This window comes from Rhizobium sp. SL86, from assembly GCF_026672545.1.
Lineage (GTDB): Bacteria > Pseudomonadota > Alphaproteobacteria > Rhizobiales > Rhizobiaceae > Neorhizobium.
Genome location: NZ_JAPPRJ010000009.1, coordinates 448,291 through 464,232, shown reverse-complemented (window position 1 = coordinate 464,232; position 15,942 = coordinate 448,291). Strand labels below are relative to the sequence as shown.

General features: G+C 62.1%; 12 protein-coding genes. 4 read left to right on the top strand and 8 right to left on the bottom strand.

The window, feature by feature from the left end; genetic code table 11:
• Positions 1-139 precede the first annotated feature (139 nt).
• Positions 140-2,254, bottom strand: a complete 2,115-nt coding sequence (gene recG / locus OU993_RS25515) for an ATP-dependent DNA helicase RecG (protein ID WP_268161725.1) — start codon at positions 2,252-2,254, stop codon at positions 140-142.
• A 93-nt stretch (positions 2,255-2,347) separates the two neighbouring features.
• Here recG and OU993_RS25510 point away from each other — a divergent pair, with 93 nt between their 5' ends.
• Complete coding sequence (locus OU993_RS25510; protein ID WP_268161724.1) at positions 2,348-2,677, top strand: succinate dehydrogenase assembly factor 2; 330 nt, start codon at positions 2,348-2,350, stop codon at positions 2,675-2,677.
• Complete coding sequence (gene mfd, locus OU993_RS25505; RefSeq protein ID WP_268161723.1) at positions 2,674-6,189, top strand: transcription-repair coupling factor; 3,516 nt, start codon at positions 2,674-2,676, stop codon at positions 6,187-6,189. The genes OU993_RS25510 and mfd overlap by 4 nt, the downstream gene beginning before the upstream one ends.
• A 147-nt stretch (positions 6,190-6,336) precedes the next feature.
• On the opposite strand, the gene OU993_RS25500 is transcribed toward mfd, so the two are convergent.
• From OU993_RS25500 to OU993_RS25490, 3 genes are all read right to left on the bottom strand, one after another.
• Positions 6,337-7,275, bottom strand: a complete 939-nt coding sequence (locus tag OU993_RS25500; RefSeq protein ID WP_268161722.1) for a DMT family transporter — start codon at positions 7,273-7,275, stop codon at positions 6,337-6,339.
• 76 nt (positions 7,276-7,351) lie between these two features.
• On the bottom strand, positions 7,352-8,023 hold the full coding sequence (locus OU993_RS25495) for a DsbA family oxidoreductase (RefSeq protein WP_268161721.1): 672 nt from the start codon (positions 8,021-8,023) through the stop codon (positions 7,352-7,354).
• Positions 8,024-8,057: 34 nt separating this feature from the next.
• Positions 8,058-9,869 carry an extracellular solute-binding protein gene (locus OU993_RS25490; protein ID WP_268161720.1) on the bottom strand — a complete coding sequence of 604 codons (1,812 nt, stop codon included), beginning with the start codon at positions 9,867-9,869 and terminating at the stop codon, positions 8,058-8,060.
• A 271-nt stretch (positions 9,870-10,140) separates the two neighbouring features.
• Here OU993_RS25490 and OU993_RS25485 point away from each other — a divergent pair, with 271 nt between their 5' ends.
• Positions 10,141-10,776, top strand: coding sequence for an invasion associated locus B family protein (locus OU993_RS25485; protein ID WP_268161719.1), 636 nt, complete (start codon positions 10,141-10,143; stop codon positions 10,774-10,776).
• A gap of 73 nt (positions 10,777-10,849) precedes the next feature.
• Here OU993_RS25485 and hspQ read toward each other — a convergent pair whose 3' ends face one another.
• The 4 genes from hspQ to OU993_RS25465 form a co-directional block, all read right to left on the bottom strand.
• Complete coding sequence (hspQ, locus tag OU993_RS25480; protein ID WP_268161718.1) at positions 10,850-11,179, bottom strand: heat shock protein HspQ; 330 nt, start codon at positions 11,177-11,179, stop codon at positions 10,850-10,852.
• Between the two features lie 88 nt (positions 11,180-11,267).
• Entirely contained in the window at positions 11,268-12,194 is a 927-nt protein-coding gene (locus tag OU993_RS25475) for a DMT family transporter (protein WP_268161717.1), read from the bottom strand.
• A gap of 114 nt (positions 12,195-12,308) precedes the next feature.
• On the bottom strand, positions 12,309-13,718 hold the full coding sequence (glnA, locus tag OU993_RS25470; RefSeq protein ID WP_268161716.1) for a type I glutamate--ammonia ligase: 1,410 nt from the start codon (positions 13,716-13,718) through the stop codon (positions 12,309-12,311).
• A 63-nt stretch (positions 13,719-13,781) separates the two neighbouring features.
• Positions 13,782-14,120 (bottom strand): P-II family nitrogen regulator, encoded by a 339-nt coding sequence (locus tag OU993_RS25465; protein ID WP_165219483.1) that lies wholly within the window; start codon positions 14,118-14,120, stop codon positions 13,782-13,784.
• Positions 14,121-14,450: 330 nt separating this feature from the next.
• On the opposite strand from OU993_RS25465, the gene OU993_RS25460 reads away from it, so the two are divergent.
• Complete coding sequence (locus tag OU993_RS25460) at positions 14,451-15,935, top strand: NAD(P)H-hydrate dehydratase (RefSeq protein ID WP_268161715.1); 1,485 nt, start codon at positions 14,451-14,453, stop codon at positions 15,933-15,935.
• Positions 15,936-15,942: the final 7 nt, after the last annotated feature.

Here is a 15,942-nt window from a genome sequence, read left to right as displayed (position 1 = left end):
GCTGACTCCGATGCTGGGAAGGTCGGGCGAGACGGCCCTAAATTGACGGATGTCATATATTTAGCCCGGATTGCGGCGAAGTCTTGCCTTATTCCACGGCAAACGCATGGGTCTGCTGCCGAACCGGCGTGCGCTGCGGTTAACCAGCCCTCAGATAACGGATCGCTTCGTCGCGGCGGTGCAGATAGAGCAGTACGCGCAGCGCCTGGCCGCGCTCGCTCACCAGTTCGGGGTCTTTCTCGATGATGTAGGCGGCGTCCTTGCGGGCGATCTCCAGCAGATCCGCATGTGCCTCCAGGCTTGCGATTCGAAAGCCCGGTGTGCCGGACTGGCGGGTGCCGAGAAGTTCACCTTCACCGCGCAGCTTCAGGTCTTCCTCGGCGATCAGAAAACCATCCTCGCTGTCGCGCAGGATGGAGAGCCGTGCCCGTCCCGTTTCCCCAAGGGGACCTTTGTAGAGCAGGATGCAGGTGGAGGCCTCGTCGCCGCGGCCAACACGCCCGCGCAACTGGTGCAGCTGGGCGAGACCGAACCGTTCGGCATGTTCGATCACCATGATCGTTGCATCCGGCACGTCGACTCCGACCTCCACAACGGTGGTGGCGACGAGCAGGCGCAGATCACCGGCCTTGAAGGCGGCCATCACGGCGTCCTTGTCGGCGCCATTCATTCGGCCATGCACGAGGCCGACTTTTGCGCCGATCTGGGCCCCAAGCGCCTTTGTCAGAACTGCATGGCGCTGTTCCGCCGACATCAGGTCGGACTCTTCCGACTCCTCCACCAGCGGGCAGATCCAGTAGGCCTTCTTGCCGTCGCCGATGGCGGCGCGGAGCCGCGCGATGATCTCGTCGGTGCGTTCCGTCGGCACGGTGACGGTCTGGATCGGCTTGCGGCCGGCAGGTTTTTCGGTGAGCTTGGAAACATCCATGTCGCCGAAGGCGGCGAGCACCAGCGTGCGCGGAATGGGGGTTGCGGTCATCACCAGCATATGCGGGGCGATGCCCTTGGCCGTCAGCTTCAGCCGCTGGTGCACGCCGAACCGGTGCTGTTCATCGACCACGGCGAGCATCAGATCGTGATAGGTGATGGCATCCTGGAAGAGCGCGTGCGTCCCGATGATGATCTGCGCTTCCCCCGACGCGATGCGGGCCATCACCTCGTCCCGCTCCTTGCCCTTCACCCGTCCGGTCAGCACCTCGACCGTCAGTCCGGCGGAGGCGGCAAAACGGCTGATGGTGGCAAAATGCTGGCGGGCGAGAATTTCCGTCGGCGCCATCAGCACCGCCTGGCCGCCGGCCTCCACCACATCGGCCATGGCCATCAGCGCGACCAGTGTCTTGCCGGCACCGACATCGCCCTGGACGAGGCGCAGCATCCGCTCGCTTTTCGCCATATCCGCCCGGATCTCGGCAATCGCCACCTCCTGGCTGCCGGTCAGCGAAAAGGGCAGGGCGGCGCGGATCGTCGCACCGATTCGACCCTCTACCCGCACCGGGCGGCCGGACGCCTTGCGCATGCGCTGGCGCACCAGGGCCAGCGACACCTGGCCGGCGAGGAACTCGTCGTAAGCCAGCCTTCGTCTTGCCGGCGCCTGCGGATCAAGATCGTGACCGTCGCGCGGATCGTGCAACTGGCGAAACGCCTCTGCCACATCCGGCAGGCCCTGGCGTTCCTGAAGGGCCGCATCCATCCATTCGGGAAAGCGCGGCAGGCGGGCAACCGCACCTTCGACCGCGCGGCGCATCACCTTCGGCACCAATCCCGCCGTCAACGGATAGACCGGCTCAACCAGCGGCATCTCGCCCGCTTCCGACACCTTCACCATCAGGTCCGGATGGACCATCGAGGCGCGGCCGTTGAACCAGTCGACCTTGCCGCTCACCATCACCTGCTCGTCGATTGGCAGCGCCTTTTCCAGCCAGTTGCCTTTAACCCGGAAAAAAGTCAGCGCCAGTTCGCCGGTCTCGTCATGCAAAAAGACCCGGTAGGGCTGGTTGGTGTGTGCCGGTGGCGGCTGGTGACGATCGACCCGGCCTTCGATGGTGACGATGGCGCCCTGGGGTGCCAACGCGATGCCCGGCCGGTTGCGCCGGTCGATGATCGAGGAGGGGGCATGGAACAGCACATCCACCACCCGGCAGTCTTCCGCATCCTCGCGATTCGTCACGCGGGCGATCAGATCCGCCAGTTTCGGCCCGATACCGGGCAGGCTGGAGACCGAAGCGAACAGGGGATCGAGCAAAGCAGGGCGCATGGGCGGCAAAATGCGTCGGAATTTGCCTGCTTGGCAAGGCTGACATTCAAGAGAATTCATCCTATATCAGCCGCGCAACAAGGTTTTACGCTCATGACTGGACTGTCGCGCTCCAGCGCCGATCTCGATCCCCGGCGCCGCAGAATTCTCTATCGCTGTTGGCATCGCGGCATCCGCGAGATGGATCTCGTTTTCGGCCAGTTTGCCGAAGAGCAGATCGCAACGTTGTCCGAAACCGAGCTGGACGAACTCGAGGCCGTGATGGCCGAGGAGGACCAGGATCTCAACCGCTGGATCACCGGCGCCGATCCGGTGCCGCAACACCTGCAGACGCCGATGTTCGAGCGGATTGCCGCCTATCGGCCCGATTTCGACATCGTCACAAAGGCGAGCCTCGACGAGAAATTCGGGCGCGGCGAATGATCGAAGGGTTTAGCGCGAAGGCTGTCGCCGCTTCTCCGGCGGGGCTCACGATTGCCAATGTCCAGGCGGGCATGGAGCCGCTCATTCTGGCGGAACTCGCAAGGTCCGGCCAGCCGGTCGCCTATGTGATGTCGGATGGCCAGCGCATGGCCGATATCGAGCAGATGCTCTCTTTCGTCGCCCCCGACATTCCGGTCCTGACGCTGCCGGCCTGGGACTGCCTGCCGTATGACCGCGTTTCACCGAGTGCGGATGTCTCCGCCCGCAGGCTCGCCGCACTTTCCGGCCTGATCGCGCATGCCAAGAAACCGCATCCGGCGATTGTGCTCGTCACCGTCAATGCGATGATGCAGAAGATCGCGCCAGCGGCGGTGATCGAAAGCCTCGCTTTTTCTGCCAAGCCCGGCAACACGATCCGCATGGACGACATTGCCGCACGCCTCGAGCGCAACGGCTTCGACCGGGTCTCGACGGTGCGCGAGGTCGGCGAATTTGCCGTGCGCGGTGGCATTCTGGATGTCTTCGTGCCGGGTACGGAAGAACCGGTGCGCCTTGATTTCTTCGGCGACACGCTGGAATCGATCCGCACCTTTGATCCGGCGAGCCAACGCACCACGGGGCAGGCCCGCGCGCTCGATCTCAATCCGATGAGCGAGGTGACGCTGACGCCGGACACGATCAGCCGGTTCCGCAAATCCTATCTCTCCACCTTCGGTGCCGCGACGCGCGATGACGCGCTTTATCAGGCCGTCTCCGAGGGCCGGCGGTATGCCGGCATGGAGCACTGGCTGCCGCTGTTTTACGAGACGTTGGAAACCGCCTTCGATTACCTCAAAGGCTTCCGCATCATCACGGATCACACGGCGCGCGAGGCGGCGCAGGAACGCTCCAAGCTGATCTACGACTATTTCGAGGCGCGGCAGACTTCCGGGCATTCGGGCAAGGCCGGCATGGCGCAATCGACGCCCTACAAGCCGGTGACGCCGGGCCAGCTCTATCTCGACGGTTCGGTCTTCGTGAAGGAGCTGGATTCGGCATGCGCCATCCGCCTGACGCCGTTCAACGAGATCGATGCACAGGCCAAACGCGTCGTGATGCTGGAGGCGAAGTCCGGTCCGCGCTGGGCACGCGCCCAGGCCGAGGCCGAGCAGCAGAACCGCGACGAGCGCGTCAACATCTTCGACCTCGTGGTCAAGCACATTGCCGACAAGCGGGCAGGCGGCGCCAAGGTGCTGATCACCGGCTGGTCCGCCGGCTCGCTCGACCGCCTGCTGCAGGTGCTGGACGAGCACGGCCTGAAGCGCATCAAACCGATCGAAAAACTCTCGGATATCCGCAACCTCGCAAAGGGCGAGGCGGCCTCGGCGGTCTTGAGCCTCGAAGGGGGCTTCGAGACCGGCGATCTGGTGATCATCGGCGAGCAGGATATTCTCGGCGACCGCATGGTGCGCCGCTCCAAACGCCGCAAGCGCGGTGCCGATTTCATCTCGGAAGTGGCCGGCCTCGACGAAGGTTCGCTCGTCGTGCATGCCGAACACGGCATCGGTCGTTTTGTCGGCCTCGTGACCATTGAAGCGGCGGGTGCACCGCGCGCATGCCTGGAACTGCATTATGCCGACCAGGCCAAGCTGTTCCTGCCGGTCGAAAACATCGACCTGCTGTCGCGTTATGGATCTGACGCTGCGGAAGCCCAGCTCGACAAGCTCGGCGGCGGCGCCTGGCAGGCGCGCAAGGCGAAGCTGAAGAAACGCCTGCTCGACATGGCGGATGCGCTGATCAAGCTCGCGGCCACCCGCATTACCCGCCGTGCGCCGGTGCTGGCCACGCCGGAAGGGCTCTACGACGAATTTGCCGCGCGTTTCCCCTATGACGAGACGGAAGACCAGGCAAATGCCATCGATTCGGTGCGCGAGGATCTTGCCGCCGGCCGGCCGATGGATCGCCTCGTCTGCGGCGATGTCGGTTTCGGCAAGACGGAGGTGGCTTTGCGTGCCGCCTTCTTCGCGGCCATGAACGGCGCGCAGGTGGCCGTCGTCGTGCCGACGACACTTCTCGCCCGCCAGCACTTCAAGACCTTCCGGGATCGTTTTCGCGGGTTGCCGATCCGGGTGGAACAGGCCTCGCGCCTCGTCACCGCCAAGGAGCTGAACCAGACGAAGAAGGATCTGGCCGAAGGCAAGGTCGATATCGTTGTCGGCACCCATGCGCTGCTCGGAACCGGCATCACCTTCGCCAATCTCGGTTTGCTGATCATCGACGAAGAGCAGCATTTCGGCGTGAAGCACAAAGAAAAGCTGAAGGAGCTGAAGAGCGACGTGCATGTGCTGACGCTCTCGGCCACGCCGATCCCGCGCACGCTGCAGCTCGCCATGACCGGGGTGCGCGAACTGTCGCTGATCACCACGCCGCCGGTCGACCGCATGGCAGTCAGGACTTTCATCTCGCCGTTTGATCCGCTGGTCATCCGCGAAACGCTGATGCGTGAGCATTATCGCGGCGGCCAGAGTTTTTACGTCTGCCCGCGCTTGGCGGACCTGCCCGACATTCAGGCCTATCTGCAATCCGATGTGCCGGAACTGAAGGTGGCGGTCGCCCATGGCCAGATGCCGGCGGGCGAGCTGGAAGACATCATGAATGCCTTCTACGACGGCAAATATGACGTGCTTCTCTCCACCACGATCGTGGAATCGGGCCTCGATGTGCCGACGGCCAATACGCTGATCGTCCATCGCGCCGACATGTTCGGCCTTGCCCAGCTTTACCAGTTGCGCGGACGCGTCGGGCGCTCGAAGGTGCGCGCCTTTGCGCTCTTCACGCTGCCGGTCAACAAGCAACTGACGCAGACTGCCGAACGCCGCCTCAAGGTGCTGCAGTCGCTCGACACGCTGGGCGCCGGTTTCCAGCTGGCGAGCCACGACCTCGATATCCGCGGCGCCGGCAATCTGCTGGGCGAAGAACAGTCCGGCCACATCAAGGAGGTCGGTTTCGAACTCTACCAGCAGATGCTGGAAGAGGCCGTGGCCGAAGTGAAGGGCGAGGACGAGGTGCTCGATACCGGCTGGTCGCCGCAGATTTCTGTCGGCATCACCGTGATGATCCCGGACAATTACGTGCCGGACCTGCATCTGCGCATGGGGCTGTACCGCCGCCTTGGCGAGCTGACCGAACTCTCCGAGATCGATGGTTTCGGCGCGGAAATGGTCGACCGGTTCGGCCCGATGCCGGTCGAGGTGCAGAACCTGTTGAAGGTCGTCTACATCAAGTCGCTCTGCCGCATCGGCAATGTCGAGAAGCTGGAGGCCGGACCGAAGGGCATCGTGCTGCAGTTCCGCGACAAGCAGTTCCCCAATCCGGCGGGCCTGGTCGGCTACATCGCCAAGCAGGGGACGATGGCAAAGATCCGCCCCGACCACAGCGTTTTCCTGACTCGCGACCTGCCAACGCCGGAAAAGCGGCTGTCAACGGCGGCGCAGATCATGGCGCAGCTATCGGAACTGGCGAAACAGGGCTGACGCACTTCTCTGCGGTGATGGCGGCGGTTGAGCGATTCTCCTTCTCCCCGTTCTACGGGGAGAAGGTGGCCGGCAGGCCGGATGAGGGGCAAATTCACAAGCTTTTCCGTCGCAAAAGCCTCTCTTCCCGCAAGCCGGGCGAGGGGCTTACCGTTCCTCTTCCGGCTTCACCGCCAATGCCGCTTCCGTTTGCCCGGCGACTGGCGGCGGAAGGGGCGTGCCGCGCTTGCGCTCCCGTACCAATGTCAGCAGTCCGGAGCCGACGATCAGCGCGATGCCAACGCCCATCCACAGATCGACGTGATCGCCAAAGATCAGATAACCGAGCAGGATCGCCCAGAGCATCTGGCTGTATTGCAGCGGCGTGACGATGGCGGCCGGCGCGTAGAAGGAGGCGATCATCAACAGAACCGTGCCGACGGCGGCGAGCAGGCCGAAGACGACGAGAAGCGAGAGGTCGTAAAACGTCGGTGTCGTCCATTGCGGGATCATCGCCACGGCGCAGACGATCAGGCCGCCGAGCAGACCCGCGCCATACATCGAGATGTTCTTTTCGCTCGGCCCCAGGTAGCGATAGATGATGACGGAAACGGCGCCGGTGAAGCCGGAGGCGAGTGCCGTCAGGTGGCCGATCGAGAGTTCGCGAAAACCCGGCCTCAACACGATCAGTACGCCGATAAAGCCGACGATGACGGCGGCCCAGCGTTTCATCCCCACCTGTTCCTTCAGGAAGATCACCGACATGATGGTGGCGAAGGATGGCAGCAGGAAGATCAGGCAGAAGGCTTCCGCCATGGAGAGTTCGGTAAAGGCGATGATGCTGCCGACGGTGCCGATCGAGGAGCAGACGAAGCGCAACAACCAGAGCGGCCGGTTCGTCGTGCGCAGCATGTCGCGCCAGCTGTCGCCGCGCTTCAGCAGGAAGGGCACGGCCGCAAATCCGACGAGCGTTCCAATAAAACCGGCCTGGAAGGGCGGCACACGGCCATCCACAAGCTTTACGGCAGCATCGCTGAAGGAATAGGCGGCAAAGCAGAGGAGGGCGATGACGACGCCCTTGAAAGTGGTATCGGAGGAGGAGGACACGCGGGCATTCCGTCAGGTGGGAGACTTTAGACGGAATTAGGCCTGTCGCACTGATGCGTCAATTGTGTCGCCGCGCTCAGTTGAGATTTGCGCGCGCTTCGGCCTTGGCGGCGGCGATCTGCCGGAAGGCATCGGCCAGCACATCTGGCGTCTGTGCGCCGCTGACGGCATATTGCTGGTCGATGATGAAGAAGGGAACGCCATTGACGCCCATCTTCTGGGCGGCGGCGATCTCGCCGATCACCAGATCCTTGTCGGCCTCGGAGGCGAGAAGGGCGGCAATCACCGAACGCTCCAGCCCCGCCTGTTCGGCGATGTCGAGCAGCACGGCATGGTCGCCGACATTGCGGCCCTCTTCGAAATTCGCCTTGAACAACAGCGTTACGACACGGTCCTGGTGCTCGCGGCTTTCCGTCATCGCCCAATGGATCAGGCGGTGCGCATCGAGCGTGTTCGGGCCGATCTTGATTGCGTCGAAATCAAAAGCGATGCCGACCTCCCGGCCGAGCTCGGACAACATGGCATGCCCGCGGGAGACGGCTTCTGCCCCGCCGAGCTTGGCTTCCAGCGCTGCCTTCTGGTCGACGCCTTCCGGCGGATAATCCGGATTGAGACGGTAGGGCCGCCAGTTGATGTCGATGCCGACCGTATCCTGCACCTCGGCAATCGCCAGTTCGAGACGGGCCTTGCCGAGGTAGCACCAGGGGCAGACCACGTCGGATACGAGGTCGATCGTCAGTCTTTCCATGGTCTTGTCCTTTCGGGTTGTTGGAGGGCGGCGCTTACTTCTGGGCGCGGGCATCCCACCAGGTCGGCAATTGATAACCGTAGAGCGGCGTTGCGCTGGGATGCTCTATATGCTTCCAGCGCGCAACCCATTGTTCGCCGATATGGTAAAGCGGCACGAGATAGTGACCGGAGAGCAGCAGCCGGTCATAAGCGCGGACAGCCGCCGTGAAATCCTCCGTGCTGCGGGCATTCAGCATGGCCTGGATGGCGCGATCGACATCCGCATCGCCAAGGCCGGCGAAATTGAAGCTACCGGGACGGTCCCTCGAATCGGAGCCCCAGCGCCCGACCTGCTCGATGCCCGGCGACAGCGACGAGGGATAGGACTTCATGATCACGTCGTAATCGAAGGAGCCGGACCGGCTCTGGTACTGCGCATCATCGACGGTGCGGATCGACACCTCGACGCCGATCATCTTCAGCGTACGCTGATAGGCGATCGCGACTTTCTCCTGGTCCTGGTTCTGCGTCATGATCTCGAAGGCGAGCGGGGTGCCGGAGGCGTCCGCCATCTTGCCATTCTTGATTCCATAACCGGCCTTCTTCAGTGTCTCGACCACTTCCTTGAGGATCTTGCGGTCGCCGCCCGAGCCATCCGATACCAACAGGGTCGGTTTGCCGGCGAGAATATCCGGCGAGATCCGGTCCTTTGCCGATCCGAGGATGGACAGTTCCTTCTCATCGGCTGCACGGCCGAGCGAGGAGAGGCGCGAGTTCTGCCAGAAACTTTCGGTGCGCGTATAGGCGCCATCAAACAGGTTGCGATTGGCCCATTCGAAATCGAAGGCCATCGACAGGGCCTCGCGCACGCCGGCATTCTGGAAGATCGGCCGGCGCAGGTTAAAGACGAAACCCAGCATGCCGGTCGGCAGTTCCGGCTTGAAGACGTCCTTCACCACGTCGCCATTGCTGGCGGCCGGAAAATCATAGGCGCGTGACCAGTGCGTCGGATTGCCCTCGAGATAAACGTCGATCGCGCCCTTCTTGAAGGCTTCGAACAGCGTGTTCTCCTGCAGGAAATATTCGACGGAGATCTCGTCGTAATTGTCGAAACCGACCTTGGCGGGCACGTCCTTGCCCCAGTAGTTGGGATCGCGCTCGTAGACGATCTTCTGGCCGGGGGTAACGGACTTCACCTTGTACGGTCCGGAGCCGACGGGGATGTTCAGCGTCGACTGGTCGAAGGTTGCCGCATCGATCGCATGTTTCGGCAGAATCGGCGTGGCGAAGGCGAGAATCAGAGGAAACTCGCGATCGACCTTGTTGTTGAAGGTGAAGCGCACGCTGTGTGCACCAACCTTTTCCATCTTGTCGACCGGCTTCAGACGGTTGCTGAACGGGGTGCGGCCCTTGTCGCGCAGGACCTCCAGCGAAAAGATGACATCCTCCGGCGTTACCGGCTGGCCGTCCGACCATTTTGCCTTCGGGTTGAGATTGAACTGGATGAAGGTGCGGTTTTCATCCCATTCGACGCTTTCCGCCAGCAGACCGTAAAGCGCAAACGGTTCGTCGGACGAGCGCACCATCAGTGATTCGTAGACAAGGTTGCCGAAGATGTTGTCCCACATGCCGCGTGCGGTGGTGCGGATGCTCTTCAGGTTAAAGGGGTTCAGGCTGTCATAGGTGCCGACGACGCCATAGGCGATCTTGCCGCCCTTCTTCACATCCGGATTGACGTAAGGAAAGTGCTTGTAATCGGCAGGCAGGGCCGGTGTGCCGTGCATGGCAATGCCGTGGACGGGGTCGGCCAGCGTCTGGCCGGCGAAAAGAACAAGGGTCAGGGACAACAATGTCAGGCGGCGCATGGTCACCTCGTGTCAAACGTTGGAAGCGTGATTCGCGTAAAGCTAACGTATCGGCGTGGCAAAAACCAATTGCCGATCCACGAAACTTCAAAGCAAACGCCAAATCGATGAAGTTAAGACTGGATATCGAAGGATCGGCGATGTAACAGGTGAGGCGAACGGGCGGGTCATTCAATTGCCTCATTTAAACGACAGGTGGTGGCGAAAGACCCCCGGCACGAAGCAGCCGTTGCAGGCTTCGGAAAACCGCTTTCAGGAGACGGATCTCGGTATGACGATCAACGCACACAAAGTTATCAGGACGGCTGTGTCCGCCCTTGCCCTGTCCATCTGTGCAGGCCCCGTGGCTGCGATTGCGCAGGACGCTGCCGCATCGGCCGGCGCCCCGCCGCTCGGCTGGTTCAAGACCTGCGACAAGCAGGGCGATAGCGATGTCTGCGCCGTGCAGAACGTGCTTCTGTCGCAGAACGGCCAGCTGATCACGGCCGTTGGCCTCATCACGGTCGAAGGCCAGGTGAACCGGAAGATCATGCAGGTGTCGGTTCCCTCGGCTCGCCTGATCCAGCCGGGCATCACCATGCAGATCGACGGCGCCAAGGCGCAGAAGCTCGACTACGTTCTGTGCATTCCGGACCGCTGCACGGCCGAAATTCCGCTGACGGACCCGATGATCGCCAGCCTCAAGAAGGGCACGGAAGTGGTCTTCACCTCGGTCAACTTCCGCCGCGCTGCAAACCCGATCAAGGTTTCGCTGAACGGCTTCACCGGCGCTTTCGATGGCAAGCCGATTTCGCAGTCGCAGCTTGCTGAGAGCCAGCGCAGCCTGCAGGAAAGCATGCAGAAGAAGGCCGAAGAAGCGCGCAAGAAGCTGGAAGACGCCCAGAACGCCGCCAAGGCCGGCCAGTAATCAGGCTGATCAGACCAGTACACATTCGAAGGACGCCCATCGGGCGTCCTTCTGCGTTTCAGGCTTTGGAGGATCAGTGGGCGAGGATCGCCTTCGGCTTCAGCTGGCCCGACGGTGCTTCTTCGAAGATCTGGGCGATCTGCGGGTTCTTCAGCGGAATGCCGCTGCCATCATGCTCCAGGTTCTGTTCGGAGACATAGGCGACATAGGCCGTCTCGTCGTTTTCCGCCAGCAGATGGTAGAAGGGCTGGTCCTTGTGTGGACGGATTTCGGCCGGGATTGCGTTCCACCATTCTTCGGTGTTGGCAAATTCGGGGTCCACATCGAACACAACTCCGCGGAACGGAAAGACCTTGTGGCGAACGACTTCGCCGATCGTGAATTTTGCGTTTCGTTGTTTCATGGCGCGAATTTCCTTTCGCATCCCATGTGGGCATTCACAAAACTGACATCAAGGGTGAGTGTTTCAGACAGCGCAAGAATCTGGACGCTCACCCGGCTGCCTTCAGCGCCTGCCGCTTCTGCGCGGTTGCCAGAACGACCCCGCCGGTGACCAGCACGATGCCCGCGGCATGATAGGCCTCGAAACTTTCGCCCAGAAACAGGATGGCCAGCAGGATCGAAACCGGCGGCATCATATAAAGCGTCATGCCGGCTTTTGCCGGGCCGAAGACCCGCACGGAATGCTGAAAACAATAGAAGGCCGAGAGCGAGGCAAAAGCGATGATGCCGGCGAGTTTCAGCCAGTCGTCGGCACTGTCCGGCAACGGGGCTGCGGAAAAAAGCTCGATCACGGCAGGCGGCAGCAGAACCAAGGCGCCGGAGGCGGCCAGAAGCCCGAAGAGCGAGATCGGTTTTATGGTGGCGATTGCCGGTTTGCGCAGCAGCATGGAATAGACCGCAAAGGCGACGGCGGCGACGAGAACGCCGAAATCGCCGACATTAAAGCGGAAATGCCGGACGGCTTCCGGATCCCCCTTGAGGACGATGACGGCGACGCCGGCGAAGGCGATGATCATGCCGAGGATTTCCCGGCCGTTCAGGCGGCGCCCCTCGAACAGCCACTGGAACAGGATGATGAAAAGCGAGGATGTCGTGTAGATCAGCGTGGCGTTCGACGCCGTCGTCAGCGTCAGCGCCCAGTAGACGAACCCGCCGCAGATGCCCATGCCAAGCACGCCAAGGAGAAGCCACAGGCGGCTGTGCTGCCTGACGAAGGCGAGGCAGGCGTCTCGATCCCGATAGAGGAAGGGCACCATGATCAGTGTTGCACCGAACCAGCGCAGGAAGGCGGTGATGAAAGGGCCGATATCGCCGGTGATTCCCCGGCCGAAGATGATGTTGGAGGAGAAGAACACCGGGACGAGCAGGAAGAGGACCCAGTCGAGCGGACGGGGCTTGCTTGTGCTTCGGGGCATCACATTCTCCTGATCCGCCGGTCTCACCGGGTGTGGGACACGGGGTATGCTTCAACGTAAAACACCGGCAGCCTGGGCTGCCGGTGCGGATGGTGTCTGACCTGACGGAAGGGGTCAGGCGGAATAATACATGTCGAACTCGACCGGATGCGGGGTCATTTCGAAGCGCATGACTTCCTGCATCTTCAGGTCGATATAGGCGTCGATCTGGTCGTCATCGAACACGCCGCCGGCGGTCAGGAACTTGCGGTCCTTGTCGAGGCTGTCGAGGGCTTCGCGCAAGCTGCCGCAGACCGTCGGGATCTTCTTCAGTTCCTTCGGCGGCAGATCGTAAAGATCCTTGTCCATGGCCTTGCCCGGATGGATCTTGTTCTTGATGCCGTCGAGGCCAGCCATCAGCATGGCGGCAAAACCGAGATAGGGGTTCTGGGCCGGATCGGGGAAGCGCACTTCGACGCGCTTGGCCTTCGGGCCGGAGCCGAACGGGATACGGCAGGAGGCCGAACGGTTGCGTGCCGAATAGGCGAGCAGAACCGGCGCTTCATAACCCGGAACCAGACGCTTGTAGGAGTTCGTCGTCGGGTTGGTGAAGGCGTTGATGGCCTTGGCATGCTTGATGATGCCACCGATGTAATAGAGGCAGCTTTCCGACAGGCCGGCATATTCATCGCCCGCAAACGTCGGCTTGCCATCCTTCCAGATCGATTGATGCACGTGCATGCCCGATCCGTTGTCGCCGTAGACCGGCTTCGGCATGAAGGTGGCCGTCTTGCCATAAGCATTGGCGACCTGGTGCACGACATACTTGTAGATCTGCATCTTGTCGGCATTGCGCACCAGCGTGTCGAACTTCACGCCGAGTTCGTGCTGGGCAGACGCCACTTCGTGGTGATGCTTTTCGACGACAACGCCCATTTCGGCGAGAACCGTCAGCATTTCAGAGCGCATGTCCTGCAGACTGTCGACCGGCGGGACCGGGAAATAGCCGCCCTTGACGCGCGGACGGTGGCCAAGGTTGCCGGTCTCGTAATCCGTGTCGTCGTTCGACGGCAGTTCGGAGGAATCGAGCTTGAAGCCGGTGTTGTAGGGGTCGGCCTTGTACTTCACGTCGTCGAAGACGAAGAATTCCGGTTCCGGCCCGACGAAAACGGTGTCGCCGATACCCGACGCCTTGAGATAGGCTTCCGCCTTCTTGGCCGTGCCGCGCGGATCGCGGTTGTAGGCTTCGCCCGAGATCGGATCGAGAATGTCACAGATGACCACCATGGTCGACTGGGCGAAGAAGGGGTCCATATGGACCGTCGCCGTGTCGGGCATGAGGACCATGTCGGACTCGTTGATCGCCTTCCAGCCGGCAATCGACGAACCGTCGAACATGACGCCATCGGCGAACATGTCTTCATCCACGGCCGAAACGTCCATCGTGACGTGCTGCAGCTTGCCCTTGGGGTCGGTGAAGCGCAGATCGACGAACTTGACGTCGTTCTCCTTGATTTGTTTCATGATGTCGCTTGCGGTCGTCATGGAAGCTCCCTTGAACTTTTAAGATTGGTTTGCTTGCCCGGTGTTTAGGAAATCCGGGTTCTTTTAGATGGCGTCCACGCCCGTTTCGCCGGTGCGGATACGCACGACTTCCTCGATGTTGGACACGAAGATCTTCCCGTCACCGATACGGCCCGTCTGTGCCGCATTACGGATGGCATCGATCACGGCATCAACATTCTCGTCAGCCAGAACGACTTCCACCTTCACCTTCGGCAGGAAATCCACCACATATTCGGCACCCCGGTAAAGCTCGGTATGCCCCTTCTGGCGACCGAAACCCTTGGCTTCCGTCACCGTAATGCCCTGCAGTCCGACCTCTTGAAGCGCTTCCTTAACTTCATCCAGTTTGAAAGGCTTAATGATCGCTTCGATCTTTTTCATGAGAAAATATCTCTCCGCTTCTCCCTTGGGACGGGCTTTGTCCCGTCCGCCCGTCGTTATGCAGGTATCGTGCCAAACGCGCACAGGTTCCTGCTGATGCTTCCCGCCGTGACTGGCTTAAAGCCGGCAGTCTCCCCGCTTGCCGCATTGCAGGCTATGGTTTCGCGAGGTCGCTGGCAAGAGGCTGGATGACGCGGCAGCTGCAGTGCCCCAGGATTTTCCATCGGCCTGCAGTTATTGATTATTTTCAATGCAAAAGCTGAAAGTTTATGCACATCGACCTCTGGAAAGCCGCTTGTCTTTTCGCCCGGCGGCGGCTTCAATGATTGCATGTCGGCAATTGCAAAAATTCTGCTCACTCCGGACGAAATGACGACGGCGGATGCCGCGGCAAGCGCGTCCGGGCTCGACTCATTTGACCTGATGGAGAGGGCAGGCCGGGCGGTGGCGGCCGCAGCCCTTCGCCATTGGCCGGGTGCTCTCCGCTTCGTGGCTCTCTGCGGCCCGGGCAACAATGGCGGCGATGCCTATGTCGCGGCCGGTGCGCTGGCGGAAACCGGGGCTGACGTCGCGTTGTTTTCGTTCGGTGATCCGGATCGGCTGAGGGGCGATGCGCTAACCGCCTTTCGGCGGTGCGGCCTGCCGGTACTTCCGCTTGTCGATTACACGCCGAGACCAGGCGATGTGGTGATCGACGGCATCTTCGGGGCCGGGCTTTCACGAGAGGTGCCGCCCGAAGTGGCAGCCATCATCGCACGGGTTGAGGCCGCACAATTGCCGGTACTTGCCATCGACCTGCCCTCCGGCCTCTGCGGTCTGCGGGGAAGAGCGCTCGGTGCGGCATTCCAGGCGGCGCGCACGGTGACCTTCATGACGCGCAAGCCGGGGCATCTGCTGATGCCGGGACGCGACCTCTGCGGTCCGATCGAGGTCTTCGATATCGGCATTCCTCATCGGATCATCCGGGCGTCGGCCGGCAGGATCGCCGTCAACGGACCAGAGATCTGGGCCGCATCGTTTCCCCGGGTGGACAGCGGTGTCCACAAATATCGTCGCGGCCATCTTGCCGTGTTCAGTGGTGGTGCGGAGAAAAGCGGGGCGGCGCGGCTTTCGGCCGCAGCCGGCCTCACGGCGGGTGCCGGGCTGGTGACCGTTGCTTCGCCGGCCGATGCGATGGCGGTGCAGGCGCCGGCGCTGACGGCCGTCATGCTGCGCCAGACGGACACCGAGGCCGAACTATCGGGCTTTCTGTCCACTGCGAAACTGCACGCCTTCGTCATCGGCCCGGGGTTTGGCATCGGTGACAGGACACGGCGTTTTACGCAGCGCGTCAGCTCCTACCCGGTGGTTGTCGATGCCGATGCCATCACCTCCTTTGCCGAAGACCCGGACCGTCTGTTCGACGCATTTTCCGCGGGCGATCCGCACCTTGTCCTGACGCCGCATGAGGGAGAATTCGCGCGCCTGTTTCCCGACCTTGCGGCCGATGGCGGCCTCGGAAAGGTGGGACGCGCGCAGGCGGCCGCAAAACGGGCGCATGCCGCCATCGTCTACAAGGGCGCCGACACCGTCATTGCGGCACCGGATGGGCGGGCGCTGATCAACGAGAATGCACCACCCTGGCTTGCCACCGCAGGCTCCGGCGACGTGCTGGCCGGCATCATCGGCGCATTTCTGGCGCAAGGCATGCCGACCTTCGAGGCGGCCGCCGCCGGCGTCTGGCTGCACGGCGAGGCAGGTGAACTGGGTGGCCGCGGCCTGACCGCGGAAACGCTGATCCTGCACATTGCCGAGGCGGTGCAACGCCTCGGTTAAGGCGTGA

Excerpts from the sequence above, each read along its gene's own strand:
- OU993_RS25510 (WP_268161724.1), top strand. The coding sequence starts at position 2,348 with ATGACTGGACTGTCGCGCTCCAGCGCCGATCTCGATCCCCGGCGCCGC.
- OU993_RS25475 (WP_268161717.1), bottom strand. The coding sequence starts at position 12,194 with ATGCCCCGAAGCACAAGCAAGCCCCGTCCGCTCGACTGGGTCCTCTTC.
- OU993_RS25465 (WP_165219483.1), bottom strand. The coding sequence starts at position 14,120 with ATGAAAAAGATCGAAGCGATCATTAAGCCTTTCAAACTGGATGAAGTT.
- OU993_RS25495 (WP_268161721.1), bottom strand. The coding sequence starts at position 8,023 with ATGGAAAGACTGACGATCGACCTCGTATCCGACGTGGTCTGCCCCTGG.
- OU993_RS25490 (WP_268161720.1), bottom strand. The coding sequence starts at position 9,869 with ATGCGCCGCCTGACATTGTTGTCCCTGACCCTTGTTCTTTTCGCCGGC.
- hspQ (WP_268161718.1), bottom strand. The coding sequence starts at position 11,179 with ATGAAACAACGAAACGCAAAATTCACGATCGGCGAAGTCGTTCGCCAC.
- OU993_RS25460 (WP_268161715.1), top strand. The coding sequence starts at position 14,451 with ATGTCGGCAATTGCAAAAATTCTGCTCACTCCGGACGAAATGACGACG.
- mfd (WP_268161723.1), top strand. The coding sequence starts at position 2,674 with ATGATCGAAGGGTTTAGCGCGAAGGCTGTCGCCGCTTCTCCGGCGGGG.
- OU993_RS25485 (WP_268161719.1), top strand. The coding sequence starts at position 10,141 with ATGACGATCAACGCACACAAAGTTATCAGGACGGCTGTGTCCGCCCTT.
- recG (WP_268161725.1), bottom strand. The coding sequence starts at position 2,254 with ATGCGCCCTGCTTTGCTCGATCCCCTGTTCGCTTCGGTCTCCAGCCTG.
- glnA (WP_268161716.1), bottom strand. The coding sequence starts at position 13,718 with ATGACGACCGCAAGCGACATCATGAAACAAATCAAGGAGAACGACGTC.